Annotated in this window: 10 protein-coding genes; 3 read left to right on the forward strand and 7 right to left on the reverse strand. The window is 40.5% G+C overall.

From position 1 onward, the window contains the following. The first annotated feature begins 8 nt into the window (after positions 1-8). Positions 9-1,175 (forward strand): glutamine synthetase family protein, encoded by a 1,167-nt coding sequence (locus tag MSI_RS05105; RefSeq protein WP_009104378.1) that lies wholly within the window; start codon positions 9-11, stop codon positions 1,173-1,175. Positions 1,176-1,177: 2 nt separating this feature from the next. Next, the gene (locus MSI_RS05110; RefSeq protein WP_009104379.1) at positions 1,178-1,744 is read left to right on the forward strand and encodes an ANTAR domain-containing response regulator; all 567 of its coding nucleotides are present in this window, start codon (positions 1,178-1,180) and stop codon (positions 1,742-1,744) included. Here the strand turns inward: MSI_RS05110 and MSI_RS05115 are convergent. Next, a complete protein-coding gene (locus MSI_RS05115; RefSeq protein ID WP_009104381.1) occupies positions 1,741-3,381 on the reverse strand; it encodes a DEAD/DEAH box helicase in 1,641 nt (546 codons plus the stop codon). The two genes, MSI_RS05110 and MSI_RS05115, sit on opposite strands and share 4 nt — an antisense overlap. 208 nt (positions 3,382-3,589) lie before the next feature. On the opposite strand from MSI_RS05115, the gene MSI_RS05120 reads away from it, so the two are divergent. Next, positions 3,590-5,746, forward strand: a complete 2,157-nt coding sequence (locus MSI_RS05120; protein WP_009104383.1) for an EAL domain-containing protein — start codon at positions 3,590-3,592, stop codon at positions 5,744-5,746. Here the strand turns inward: MSI_RS05120 and MSI_RS05125 are convergent. From MSI_RS05125 to MSI_RS05150, 6 genes are all read right to left on the reverse strand, one after another. Then, a complete protein-coding gene (locus MSI_RS05125; protein ID WP_009104385.1) occupies positions 5,743-6,039 on the reverse strand; it encodes a PG0541 family transporter-associated protein in 297 nt (98 codons plus the stop codon). The genes MSI_RS05120 and MSI_RS05125 overlap by 4 nt on opposite strands. A 14-nt stretch (positions 6,040-6,053) precedes the next feature. Further along, positions 6,054-9,545, reverse strand: a complete 3,492-nt coding sequence (locus MSI_RS05130) for an efflux RND transporter permease subunit (RefSeq protein WP_009104387.1) — start codon at positions 9,543-9,545, stop codon at positions 6,054-6,056. A 10-nt stretch (positions 9,546-9,555) separates the two neighbouring features. Beyond that, the gene (locus MSI_RS05135; protein ID WP_237706486.1) at positions 9,556-10,452 is read right to left on the reverse strand and encodes an efflux RND transporter periplasmic adaptor subunit; all 897 of its coding nucleotides are present in this window, start codon (positions 10,450-10,452) and stop codon (positions 9,556-9,558) included. 38 nt (positions 10,453-10,490) lie between these two features. Then, positions 10,491-11,948: a TolC family protein gene (locus tag MSI_RS05140; RefSeq protein ID WP_009104392.1), complete on the reverse strand. Its 1,458-nt coding sequence runs from the start codon at positions 11,946-11,948 to the stop codon at positions 10,491-10,493. Further along, entirely contained in the window at positions 11,948-13,189 is a 1,242-nt protein-coding gene (locus MSI_RS13870) for a TetR/AcrR family transcriptional regulator (protein WP_009104393.1), read from the reverse strand. Before MSI_RS13870 ends, MSI_RS05140 begins: the two co-directional genes overlap by 1 nt. A 274-nt stretch (positions 13,190-13,463) precedes the next feature. Next, a complete protein-coding gene (locus MSI_RS05150) occupies positions 13,464-14,687 on the reverse strand; it encodes a HisS family protein (RefSeq protein ID WP_009104394.1) in 1,224 nt (407 codons plus the stop codon). Positions 14,688-14,710 lie beyond the last annotated feature (23 nt).

The following is a 14,710-nucleotide window of genomic DNA, read 5'->3' on the forward strand; positions in this document are numbered from 1 at the left end:
AGGAATTTATGTACACAAAAGAAGAAATTTTGGAATATGTTGAAGAAGAAGATGTAAAATTTGTACGTCTTGCTTTTTTTGATTTACACGGCGTTCAGAAAAATATTTCGATTATGGCAAGTCAGCTGGAATCAGCTTTTAAAAACGGAGTCAGCTTTGACGCCTCTGCCATTTACGGTTTTGAAACACCAGAAAAATCAGATTTATTTCTTCATCCCGATCCTACGACTATTTCCATTCTTCCATGGCGCCCTAATACCGGAAAAGTTGTACGAATGTTCTGTACAATTTCTCACCCGGACGGAAGCCCATACAAAAAAGACTGCCGTACCCTGCTTGCAAATGCAGTAAAGAAGGCCCGTGATGAATACGGGGTGGAATTCCGCTTTGGTACAGAAATTGAATTCTATCTTTTTAAGCTGGATGAAAAAGGAGAAAAAACTAAGATTCCTTTTGATAACGCAAGCTATATGGATATTGCGCCTGAAGATAAGGGCGAAAATATCCGCCGCGAAATCTGTTTTACCCTTGAGCAGATGGGTATTCAGCCGGAAGCCAGCCATCATGAAGAAGGCCCTGGTCAGAACGAAATTGACTTCCACTATGCCGATGCCCTTACCGCAGCAGACAACGCTTCAACCTTCAAATGGATTGTACGCACAAGAGCTGCTACTGCAGGCCTGTATGCAGACTTTTCTCCAAAGCCTCTTGAAGATAAGGCTGGAAGTGGTTTCCATATCAACCTTTCCTGCTCGGATGATTCAAAAAAGAACAACGTACTCGCAGGAATTTTAAAGCATGCTTCAGAACTTACCTACTACATGAACTGCAGTGAAAATTCCTATGACCGTCTTGGTTCCTGCAAGGCTCCAAAATACATTGCCTGGGGCTACGAAAACCGTTCTACTTTCATCCGCATTCCAGCCGTTACAAACAATAACGCAAGCCGGCTTGAAATAAGAACTCCTGACAGTGAATGTAATGTTTACCTTGTTTTTACCCTTTTGATTTATGCCGCTCTGGACGGAATTAAAAACAAGCTTGAGCCGCCTGCAGAAGTAAAGGAAAACCTTTTCACAAACAGCTGCTCTTGCGAAACTTTACCAGACACTCTGGATTCAGCACGTCAAATTGCAGAAAACTCTTCCTTCATTAAGGATGTTCTTGGATTCTAAAAATGACCGAAGACCGCCACAGCGTTTTACTTGTAACAAAAGATCCAAAACTGTCTCAGCTTGTAAGCGTAATGCTTATGCCCCCTCTTTTTGAAGTGGATATACTCAGCGACTTTAACGAAGCAAGACGCCGGGTTTCAGAGCGTGTATATAACATCATTCTTGCAGATTACGCTGACGGCGAAGGCTCTGATTTTGCCCTGGATGCCTCAGATTCCTTAAGTACAATCCTGCTACTTACCCCACCTGCAATATTTGAAGAAGTTAGTTACCGGGTTGAAGGCTATGGTATTATTTCTGTCACCAATCCTTTTGACCAGTTTTATTTTTACAATATGATTAAAGCGGCAATTGCCGTACAGTACAAAGTTCAGATTCTTTCAAGTCAGACTACTAAACTCAAGAATAAAATGGAAGAAATTAAGCTGGTGAACCGGGCAAAAATGCTTTTAATGCAGAACCTGAATATGACAGAGCAGGAAGCTCACCATTATATAGAAAAAGAAGCAATGAACCGAGGCCTAAAGAAGACCTCGGTTGCAGAAAACGTTGTTAAAACCTATGCCTAGCGGCCAAAGAAAGCCTTAACTTTCTGCCAGAAGGTCTTCTTAGGAGCAGGAGCAGCTTTTTTGTTGTTAGCATAGCGTCCGCTATTACTTCCCTTCTTTCCAGTCTTGTTATATGGCTTTTTCTTATAATCAGTTTTCTTGTAGCCTGCAGAAGCTTTTCCGGATACGCCATTTCCATAGCGTTCCTTGTACATCTTCATGCGCTCGTCGTAAGAAAGACCTGCAAGTTTTTCCGGATCGATATAAGATTTCTTGCCTTTTGAAGGGCCTTTTTTGAAATCATCCTTCTTGTAATCTTTTTTGTATCCGTCTTTCTTGTAGTCAGATTTTTTACCGTCGTAAGATTTCTTATAGCCTTCGCCGTTTCTTCCTTTTCCGCCAGACTTTCCACCACGCTTGTTGTGGAAGTCTCCGTCGCGCCCTTTTCTGTAGCCGCCGCGGTTATCATAAGTGTCATCATCACGCCAGTTTTCTGTCTTAATGTACATTCCGGCAGACTTATCTTCCAGCATCTGATCTTCAAAGGCAACAGAAGAAGGTATTGTCATTTCTACATAGCGCTCAATTGCAGGAAGGTTGTAAACATCCTGTTCTGAACAGAAGGTATATGCCTTTCCAGATTTACCGGCACGGGCTGTACGGCCAATGCGGTGAACATAGTTTTCAGCCTCAACAGGAAGGTCGTAGTTGATTACCATTGCAAGGTCATCAACGTCAATTCCGCGGGCAGCAACATCAGTTGCAACAAGAACAGGAACTTCGCCAGCCTTAAATGAGTTCAAAAGCTTAAGGCGTTTAGACTGTGGCAAATCGCCGATAAGGAAGTCTGCCTTAATTTCATTAATCTGAAGACGTTTTGCAACAACCTCACAGGTTCTTTTTGTATTACAGAATACAATTGCGCTGGCAGGATTTTCCTTTTTCAAAATACCAATCAAAAGCTTCATTTTGTCGCTGCTTGCAACGTGCAAAAGCTCCTGCTGGATTTCGCTTACAGTGATGTTTTCAGCTTCAATTGTGATTTCCTTTGGATCGCGGGTATATTCCCATGCAAGATTCTTTACATAAGAGTTCAAGGTTGCAGAAAAGAGCATTGTCTGGCGGTCTTCAGCCTCCGGAATGCACTTAAGAATCTGGCGCAAATCAGGATAGAAGCCCATATCAAACATGCGGTCAGCTTCATCAATTACACAGAAAGCGGCATTGGTCAAATCAAGGTTTCCGCCTTCCTGCAAATCAATTACGCGGCCAGGAGTTCCGATTACAATATCAACTCCCTTTTTAAGTGTTGCAATCTGTTTTTCATAGCCTACACCACCGTAAACGCTGAAAGCCTTAAGACCAGAAGTTCCAACAAGAACCTTAGCTTCTTCTTCTACCTGAACGGCAAGCTCACGGGTTGGAACTAATACAAGAAGCTTCTTTCCCTTTGCTTCTTCTTTTGTAATCATCTCGTTGATAACGGCAACAAGATATGCAGCAGTTTTTCCGGTTCCTGTCTGTGACTGTACATATAAATCAGAACCGTCCTGTGAAGCCTTAATTACCTCTTCCTGAACCGGCGTACAGCTAACATAACCGGCGGCTTCAATTCCCTTCAATAGTCTTTCATCAAGACCAAATTCAACAAAATCCATTTGTTTTTCCTTATATATATGATATTGCGGCTCCTGCCGCAGAAAATTTGCATACTTCGGGCTGATTTTACAGTCTTATTGAAAATAATACAGTATTTTACGTTTTTATACTATATGGCGAAATCAGGCTTTTCCGGCAAATTAAATCAATTTGACTTTCTGAAAAAGTGAATTAAAATTAAATACAGGTATTTATAAGGAAGTTTTAATGGAAAAGTTCAGATACGATGAGCAGGAATTTGCGCTTATAGAAAATACTCCAGTTCCATTAGCTGTCTATCAGTTCCTGGACAACCGTGTTGTTACAGTTGCGCTGTCTAAGGGCTTCTGCGACCTCTTTGGCTTTAAAACAAAAGAAGATGCATACTTCCTGACAGAAAATGATATGTACCGCGACTGCCACCCTGATGATACGGCCCGCATTGCCGATGCCGCAGTTACCTTTGCAAAAGACCAGGGCGAATACGACGTTATTTTCCGAACTAAAGTAAACAACAGATACAGAATCATTCATTCCCGCGGCGAACATTTTTACAAAAACGGGATAAAGCTTGCTGCAGTCTGGTATTTTGATGAAGGAGAATATATAGAAGATTCTTCCATTTCAAATGACCTTACCCACACAATTACAAATGCCCTTAAAATCAGCAGTATATACCACAAAATAACCTACGATTACCTTACCGGCCTTCCTAACATGGGTTACTTTTTTGAAATTGCAGAAAAAGGCATGGAGGAACTGATTCAGGCAGGCCAAACTCCTGTAATGCTCTTTTTTGATTTAAACGGAATGAAGTATTTTAATGTAAAATACGGACTTTCTGAGGGTGATAACCTTATCCGTTCTTTTTCAAAACTTCTGGTAAAATATTTTTCAAATGAAAACTGTACCCGCTTTGGAATGGACCGCTTCTGCGTTTACACAAGTGAAGACAATCTTGAGCAGAGGCTGTGGAGTCTTTTCGGCGAATGCGAAAACCTGAACGGCGGAAAGACTCTTCCTGTGAGAACCGGAATTTATTCAAGCAAGATGGGGAAAATCAGAGCCTGCTTTGCCTGCGACCGGGCAAAAATGGCCTGCGATAAAACCAGAAACGCCTATGTTTCCCACTTTACTTATTTTGATGAGTCCATGCTAAAGGAAAGTCAGAACAGGCTTTATATAATAGAAAACTTTGACCGTGCCTTAAAGGAAGAATGGATTCAGGTTTATTACCAGCCTATTGTTCGCGCTGCCACCGGTCGGGTCTGTGATGAAGAAGCCCTTTCCCGCTGGATTGATCCTATTCACGGAATGCTAAGCCCGGATGCTTTTATTCCAATTCTTGAAGAATCTAACCTCATTTACAAGCTTGACCTTTACGTTACAGAAAAAATTCTTAAAAAAATGAAAGCTCAGGCTGATAAGGGACTTTACGTTGTTCCAAACTCTGTAAACCTTTCACGTTCGGATTTTGAAACCTGTGATATTGTAAAGGAAATTACAAATCGGGTTGACCAGAGCGGCATTCCTCACGAAAAGCTTACCATTGAAATTACTGAAAGTGTAATCGGAAGTAATTTTGAATACATGAAAACTCAGGTTGAACGATTCCAGTCCCTGGGCTTTAAAGTCTGGATGGATGATTTTGGAAGCGGCTATTCTTCACTCGATGTTCTGCAGGATTTCCACTTTGACCTGATTAAGCTGGACATGAAGTTTATGAGGAATTTTGCTTCAAGCCAGAAAAGCAAGATTATCCTGACAGAGCTTATCCGTATGGCAATGAGCCTGGGAATTGAAACGATTGTAGAAGGCGTTGAAACTGAAGAACAGGTTGAATTCCTCTGCGAAGTAGGCTGTACAAAACTTCAGGGCTATCACTTCTGTAAACCAATTCCTCTTATTCAGATTTTTGAACGCTATGACAAGGGCACTCAGATTGGTTTTGAAAATCCTGCCGAATCAGATTATTTTTCAGCCCTTGGAAAAATCAATTTGTACGACCTTTCTGTCATCACAAATAACGAAGGAGAATCCTACAAAAACTATTTTAACACCCTGCCTATGGGGCTTTTTGAAGTTGATGAAGAAAAAATCAAATTCATAAGGGGAAATAAATCTTACAGAAGTTTTTTGACAACTTATTTCCCGCCTTATTTAAAAGAAAAGATTCTTGAACTGGCTGAAAAAGACAAAAAGCCGGAGAAAGGAGTCTCCGACTTTATAGATGCAGTTCTGAAATGCAAGACAGAAATCAATTCACATATTATTGATATCAAACATTCAGACGGCAGTACTTTCCACCTCTACTTCGGGCGCATTGCAGAAAATCCTCTTTCTAAAATCGTCGCCCTTGTAGTTGTGGTTCTTAATATAAGCTAGAACTCATATCCCGAAGAAATAAAACAGCCGATTCCTTCGGTAATAAAAAGTTTCCTGAATTTTGTTACAAGGTGCTTAATTTTTTCAGCCTCTTCTTCTGAACAGTAAATAATGTACATAAGGTTCAGCTGTGGCCATACGTTGTCTCCCAGGTGAGGTTTATTAAAGCCAGCTCCCATAACAGGATTGATTTTTGTAAACTTCTGACCTACTCCAAGCTTTTTGAATTCTTCAGTAAAGTCTTCTTCAAGAGCCTGAGAGCACATTATTTCAACACGAACTTTCTTTTCCATAATACATCTCCTGACTAGTCTTTATTCTTATCTTTCTTATGCTTTTTGTCTTTCTTGTTCTTCTTTTCTTTTTTACCCTCTTTAGACTTTTCAGAAGATTTTTTATCCTTCTTTTTCTTGCCTTTCTTCTTTTCTTCTTTTTCGTCTTTGGCTTCATCAGAAGTTTCGGCGATAGGAGAAACAAAGGCTTTTACAGGAGCAGGATTTTCAGACTTTTCTGTCTTTTCAAGTTTTGCTGCTTCAAAAACATCTTTTGATGCGGCAGTTCTTGCAACAATATTTTCTGAATATCCTTCCATGTGGTCGATATCTTCCTGAGTAAAGCCGCGCTCTTCAAGCTTCTTGCGTTCCTTAAGAGCCTTTTTAGCAGCCTTCTTTTCAGCCTTTTTCATACGCTTAGAGTTTACGATAAAGTAAATTGTAGGCATTAAGAAAAGGGTCATCAAAGAACCAAAGGTCATACCACCGAATACTGTAAGAGAAATCGGCTGCATTGAAGTATTTCCTTCTCCAGGGAAGAAGGCCATAGGAGCCAGGGAAATTACAGTTGTCAAAGTACTCATCAAAATCGGGCGGAGACGGTTGCTGGCTGCCTGAATACAAGCTTCTTCAAGGGCATAACCTCGTTTACGAAGAAGGTTTGTGTAGTCTACAAGTACGATACCGTTATTTACGATAGTTCCGACAAGAACCAGCACACCCATAATCGTGATTACGTTGAGCTTTGTTCCTGTAATAGCGTAAATTGCAATTACACCAATAAAGGAAAGCGGAATTGTAAACAATACGATAAAAGGATCCACAAGAGATTCAAACTGGCTGGCCATAACAACGAATACCAGAATAGCCGCCATGATGATGATAGCGCCGAATTTAACAACGGCTTCCATCATATCAGCAAAGTCACCGCTGATAGTAATTGATACGGCATCATCCTTTGGAATGTTGTCGTTAATAATCTTATTAATTTTTGACTGAATGATATCAAGGGAAACTCCGCTTACAGTTTTTGCGGTTACCTTAATAATTCGCGACTGGTTCTGGCGGTAAATTGTTACCGGAGAAGTTGTCTGTTCAACATGGGCAAAGCTTGAAAGTGGAATTCTAGAACCAAAGCTGTTCATTACAAAAATTGAATCCAAGTCCTTAAGCTTTTTGCGGTCTTTTTCTGCAAGCTTTACAACAACATCAATATCATTACCGTTCTTTGTGTAGCGGCTGGCTGTTGTACCGTTGATTGCGGCAGAAATTTCTGAACCTACGCTGTAAACATTCAGACCAAGTTCATACATACGGTCGCGGTCAACGACAATTTCTGCCTGAGGAAGACCGTCTTCAAGATCACTTGTTACAGAGGTAATAAAGTCGCTTCCGTAAGTTTCAAGAGCCTTCTGAACATCAGTTGCAGTCTGGCGCAGAAGATTAAGGTCATCACAGCGGATTTCAATTACAGTACCGCCAGAACCAACACTGTTCATATTCTGAGAGAACTTAACCTGAGTTCCCGGGAAGTCGTTAAAGAATTCCTGAACCTTTTTCTTTGCAGACTTATCATTATCCCAGCCAGGCTTTCTTTCCTTTGCTTCATAGAAGGTAAAGCGGATTGTAGCCTCATTGGTGGTTGCACTGGAAGAAAGGAAAGAGCTTCCGCCTACTGTTGTAGAAGTATATTTTACACCTTTAAGAACGCCCCAGCATTTCTGCTGCATTTCTGCAACAACTTCAGAAGTAGCGTCCAGAGTAGAACCTTTTGGAAGTGTAACATCAAGGCTGATTGTATTCTCTGATTCTTCCGGCATGAATACAAATCCAATCCATTTAATGGAAACAAATGAGAAAATAAGAAGGCCAAGAAGACTGAAAATAAAGAGCTTTCTGTGGTGCAGAACCCATTTTACTCCGCGTCCGTAAGCATTTCCCAGGTTGATAAAGAAGCGGTCAAAGGCGCGGTTAATTCCGTAGCTTAATCCCTTGTGCTCTTTTTCTGACATTTTGTCCAGAGGAAGATAGGTTGAACACAAAACAGGAACCAGGGCTACCGCAACAAAAAGCGAACAAAGCAGGGAGAAGATGATTGTAAAGGCAAGGTTGTTGAACATCTGTCCCATCATACCAAGCTGCTTCTGGAACATTACCATTGGAAGGAAGATACAAACCGAAGTAAGGGTACTTGAGGTAATAGAAGAAACCATTTCCTGTGAACCAAGAATTGCAGAAACAGTAGGCTTTGCATCTGTCTGGCGGTAGGCAAAGATATTTTCCAAAACTACGATTGAGTTATCTACAAGCATACCGATTCCAAGAAGCAGACCGCCCATAGAAATCATGTTGATGGAAATACCCTTAAAGTACATGAGCATAAGGGTAATGAAAACTGAAATCGGAATGGAAAGACCGATGATAAAGGTTGTCTTAAAGGAGCGGAGGAAAACAAAGAGGATGATGATGGCCAGCAAAGCTCCGATAATTACAGATTTTACAACCTCATGTACAGTCTGCTCAATAATATCAGTTGTATTGTAGGTTTCTACAATGCTGAGGTCAGAAGGAATTTCCTTATTGAGCTTTTCAACTGCCTTGCGGACTTTTTTTGCAGCCGCAACAGAGTTTTTACCGCTCTGCTTGGTTACCATAAGCATTACAGAAGGCTCTGAATCAAGGAAAGCAAGAGTAGACTGATTTTTATAACCTTCGTAAACGTCAGCAATATCACGAAGGCGCAGCTTTACAACAGAAGGAGCAGATGAACCGTCGCTTGCAGTGGTTTTATAGGAAATTACAGTGTTCTTCAAATCTTCAAGACTTGTGTACTTACCGTTTGTCTTAATGGAATAGTTAATTTCATCACTTTCGATGGAACCACCCGAAGACTGAACGTTCTGAGCGCCAATCATCTGGGCAATTGTACTTACGCTAAGACCGTAAGCTTCAAGACGGTCGCGGGGAATATCAACGTTGATTGAACGCTCACGACCTCCGACTACATTAATAGAAGCAACACCATCAAGCTGTTCAAGGCGAGGCTTAAGGGTATCTTCAGAAAGAGTACGGATTTCCTCAGGAGTACGTGGACCTTTTACGGTGAGCATCATAATAGGCATCATCGAAGGGTCCATTCGGATTGTAATAGGAGTTTTTGCATCAGTCGGCAGATAACTTCGGACAAGGTCAATCTTATCGCGGATATCATTTGCCGCCGCATCAAGGTTAGTTCCGTAATTGAACTCCATGATTACAAGGCTCATACCAGTCATTGAGCGGGACTGTAATTTTTTAAGACCAGTTACACCAGAAAGTGATCCTTCCAGAGTTCTGGTAAGGCTCTGCTCTACCTCTTCAGGACCAGCATTACCATACTGAGTGTAAACAATCATGTATGGCAAATCCATATCAGGATACAAATCCAGAGGAAGACTGAAGGTACAGTATAAACCAAGGGCAACAAGCACTATAAAGACAAGCAGCGTTGTTACCGGCTTTTTTACAAATTTTTCTACAAATGTCATAAACTTCCACCTACTCTGTAAGAGAAACTACATTTACTTTTGCGCCTTCGCTAAGAAGGGTCTGACCTTTTGTAACAACAGACTGACCGGAAAGAAGTCCTTCTACAATTTCAGTTTTGTCATCAATTGTAAGGCCGGTTTTTACAGCCTGCTGATGAACTAAAGGTTTTCCGTTTTCATCTACACTGTCAGAAATTACAAATACAAAAGGATTTCCATCGCGGGTTACAATGGCAGTTGAAGGCAAAACGATTGTATTATTGTGAGATTCAGTAATCAGTTTTACGCGGGCATACATACCGATTTTGATTTTATTGTTGCGCTGAACGATGCGAACCTTTGTAAGCATTGTACGGCTTGAGTTATCAAGAACAGGGCTTACTTCCGAAACCTTTGCTCCAAAAACTTCTCCTGGATAAGCGTCAAAAGTAAGTTCTACTCTCTGACCTTCCTTTACACGGCTGATAAAGCGCTCCGGAACATTTATTTTAATTTCCATTTCTTCAGTATTACTGATTTTTGCAACCGGCATTGCCTGGCTTACAGTCGTACCGATATTTGTAACAAGAGAGATGATACGGCCTGCAGCCGGTGCTTTAACAGGGCTTTCCGAATAATTGTATCCCGGACGGCTTGCGTCCACATAAGCAATTATCTGATTTTTTACAACATTGTCACCGACAGAAACTTTTACTGCCGAAAGCTTTCCTGCCATATCCGGCATTACGCTTACAGAAGAAACAGAGTCTACGTCACCTCCGAATTCAAGATAGTCGTCCAGTGTTCCGGCACTTACCTTTTTCGCAGTTACGGCATACAGAATTTCTTCACTTTCTTTTTCTGCAGCTTTTGCAGCCTTTTTTCCGCAGCCTGTAAATACAGTCATCAAAAGAGCAGCTGCTGTCAAAGTTAATATAATTTTTTCATATATAATCTCCCTTTTTCCTATTTTGTAAGTTTTGTATTCAAATCATTTTCAAGCTTAAGCACAGTCTTGATGAAGGTGAATTTTTCATTCATCAAACCAAGTTTTGCCTGCTTGAGAGAATTTTCTGCATCACGAACGGCAAGTTCTTCCTGAGAACCGTTATTGTAACCGCGCAGGGTTGAAGTATAGGCAGCCTGGGCAACTTCAATATTTCGGTTCATAGAATTGATATTGTCGATACTCTTATTGATATCCGCTACAGAATTGTGAATTGTCATTTCTGTATTCTGATAAAGCTGTTCAAGTCCAAGTTCTGTCTGTGCCAGCTGCTGTTTTGTATCTTTGATTTTCTGCATGTTAGCGCTGAAAGGAAGCATATCAAAGAGATTTGAATAAACCAGAGTAATTGTCAGAGAACCTGTTTCATTACGGTTATCCTTATCAAGCCAGTTTGTTTTTATATCTGTAACACTTGGAGAAAGTCCCCAGCCTACAGAAAGAGAAGGAGTAAAAGTTTTTACGTTAGCAGCATTAATTCCGCTTTTAAGCACCTGAATTGTCTTTTTAAGGTTCATAACTTCAGGATTCTGATCAACATACTTTGAATAAAGCTCGTCTGCATTCAAATCAGAAAGCACTGCTCTTATAGACTGATAATCAGCATCAATAGAACCGTTAAGTTCAATTTCCTGTCCGTAAGGAAGGCCTAAGAGAAAGGCAAACAAATCAAGCTGCTGAGAAACCTGCTGGCGTTCCCATTCAACTTCAGGCTTTTTATTAAGATAAGTAACGCGGGCATTCAAAAGAGAAAGCTCCGGCACCTGACCGTTACGATAGTTGATTTCTGCCTGCTTCATGCGGGCTTCTGCATTTGCAAGAGACTCTTCATCAATATTTAGTTTTTCCTGCATAACAAGAATTCCGTAAAAAAGCTGGCGGATCTGAAGTTCTGTTTCGTTACAGGTCTTTTCCCAGCTGATTTTTCCGGCTTCATACTGTTTTCTTGAAATAATCATCTGTCCGACCATTGCAAGGTTAAAGTTCCACTGAAAAGAAAGGCTTGCAACAGGATGCCAGAGAACAGCTTCTTTATCTGTAATCATAGAATCAATGATTTTATCTTTATTTGCATAAGCTGTAGCAGCATCCATATTCTGAACCATTCCCATAAGAACAGCAGTGGTTGTCATCTGGCTTTTTATGTAATCAAGAGAATTGCTGCGGGCCAGAGTTCCGCTAAGGCTTGCACTTGGTAAAAGAGTATTCCAGGAATATCTGTCTGCCCTCTTTTTCATTTCAAGGTCAATTGCAGCACTTTTAAGCGACTTGCTGTTTTCAAGAGCGTAATTTACCGCCTGTTCAATAGTTAATTTCATTTTTCCATCTGAGGCTTCTGAGCTTTCCTGCGCCTGCAGTGAAAAAAGGCAGCAAAAACAACAGATTGATGCTGCAAATAATTTAGTAATTGTTTTCATTAAACATTACCTCCCTTTTTTAAATATTTATCCAATGTAAGTCCACCGGCTATCATATTAAACAAACTCCTTAAAGAATCATTTAGTTCTATTTCTGAGAATTCATGATGAATTGCATTTACAACCAGGAATACCGGGAAAGAAAAAATCCATCCGGCAACAAGATGAGGATCAAAGCAGGAATACCTTTCCTTTACTTCTTTTGTAACTGATTTTCCAAGCTCTTCAGCAAGCCCCAGAGAAATCTTTTCATTTACAATTGTTTCAAAGCGTTCTGTATTATAGTTTCCTTCAAGCTGAATCCACTTGCAGGCAGTAAGCATCTTTTTTCTTGTATTAAAATAGATGGTTTCAGTTTTTAAAAGCAGATAAAGCTTTTCAAGAGGGCTGTCAACCTGTCTCATATTCTGAAGGACAGTAGAAAGCATCATATTAATTTCCGGCGCAATCAAAGAAGTAAGCATCTGCTGTTTATCTCTGAACCAGGTGTAGAGGCTGCTTTTTACCATTCCAAGTTCTGTAGCAACTGCTTCAACAGTTACGTTAGGAAAACCAACCTTTGCAACAACAGATGAAAGAGCAACAAGCTTTTTATCAAGCTGAGGAAGAGCAGCAAGAGAGTTCAGACAGATTGTATCAAGATGGGCAAAGTCAGCAGGAGAAAGAAAGTCTTTTGGAGCCTGGAGTCCGCCATAGATGATTTTTAAAATATTTTCTTCAAAGTTTTCATAAAGATTTTCCTTTGTTTCAGAAACCCTGAACCAGCCCAGAAGAAAATCAATCATCGTTACGGCAACATAAAGTCCTCTTGAATAAAGATCGTAATCTTTAATCTTGTGATTTTCGTCATAAAATAGTGAAAAAAGGCTGACACCTTCGTCGCAGTATCGGTAAAGCCGTTTATCCTCACCTACATCAGGTGAAGAAAAAAGTCCGTAATTTATGATTTCGGGATGAACTTTTAAAAAGCGAAGGGCTGAAACAATACATTCTTTATATTTTTTTTCACGATAAAGAAGGTCAATTTCCTTCATATTAGAATAAATTGTTTCAAAAATTCGCTGCTGAACGGCAGCCTCTAAATCTTCCTTGCTTTTAAAATGACGGTAAATGGCCGTCTTGGAAATATTAACTTCCTTTGCAATACTGGAAAGCGAAATCGAACTTAGAGAATTCGATTTTAAAAGAGAAAAGGTCGCTTGAATGATTTTTTCTTTTGTCGAAACTTCTTCTTCACTCATTTTTCTACAGGTTACCGAACAATCGGTAACGTTACCGATTGTTCGGTAACAAATATACAAATATGAATGAATAATGTCAATTATGTACAAAAAAAAAACGCTTCCAGTCGAGCTTCAGCTTTCAAAACCGCGCCATAAGGCGCTACATGCTATTTTTGTAATGAAACTATTGAACGCGCCGCTAGCGCGGCAGACAAAAATAGAATGTTTTTGAAATCTGAATCTCTCCTTCTCGCGTTTTTTTTTAATCCACCTTATCTGTGTCAATCTGTGGCTATTTCTTCATCTTTTCAAAATTGGTATAGCCGCACTTTTCAAGCATTGCAAACTGTGGGCCCGGCTTTTTATTCATCTTAAAGATTGCAACAGTGTAATCCTTGCGCAGCTCTTCTGATTTTTTCATAACCTCGCAGAAGTCTACGCCGTCTTCGTACAAGAGGGCGCACTTTTCTTTTGCATCCGGAATCTGATATTTCTGGTCAAAGAGGATTCCGCAGATGCGTTCAAAACCGATTGAAAAACCAACAGCCGGAACATTCTGTCCTATGAATTTTCCAATCATATTATCGTAGCGTCCGCCGCCGCCAACTGCACCGCTGAACTGAGGACAGGCAATTTCAAAAACAACACCAGTGTAATAGCCCTGTCCGCGAACAAGGTTTGGACAGTAAGTGATTTTATAACGGCCGTCTGCAATTTTTGAAGCAGTTTCAATTATGTATTTAAGGTCATCTGCAATGGCAGGATCTGCACATTTTGAAGCAACCTGTTCAAGAGTAATTCCATCTCCGGCACCTGTAATAAAATCATAAAGGGCATTTACAGCTGCCTCTGGGAAGGCTTTTTCTGTAAGTTCAGCCTTTACGCCATCTGCCCCGATTTTATCAAGCTTATCAAAAGAAATGCAGACAGAATCCAAAGTATCTGCAGCAAAGCCGAAGTTTTCCAGCATATTGCGAAGGATGCGGCGGTCATTGATATTAATAGAAAAATCCTTAAAACCGATTGCAAGCATAGCTCGGGCTGTTACGTCAATAAGTTCAACTTCTGCATTAGGAGAAGAATCGCCAAGAATATCAATATCACACTGAACAAACTCGCGGAGGCGGCCTTTCTGAGGGCGTTCTGCACGGTAAACGCGGTCTGTCTGAATTACCTTAAAAGGAGTCTGAAGATTATCCTTGTTTGCAGCATAAAAACGGCTCAAAGGAAGAGTCAGGTCATAGCGCAATCCCATATCGCTCAAAGTTTTTGCATCAGGGTTAGCAGCCAGAGCGGCGTCAAGTTTTTCTCCGCGTTTCAAAACCTTAAAAATCAGGTTGAGGTTGTCTCCACCGTCAGATTTATCAAGATTTTCTGAATCTTCAAGAATTGGTGTTGAAATACGCTCAAAACCTGCAGCGCGGTAAGTTTCCAGAATCTTTCCCTGAACATAGTCACGGAGCTTCTGTTCTTCCGGCAAAATATCTCTCATTCCTTTTAATGCATTTGTTTTCATATATTTATTTTTCCTCTAAAAAT

Origin of the sequence: Treponema sp. JC4, from assembly GCF_000260795.1 — a bacterium.
Classification (GTDB): Bacteria; Spirochaetota; Spirochaetia; order Treponematales; family Treponemataceae; genus Treponema_D.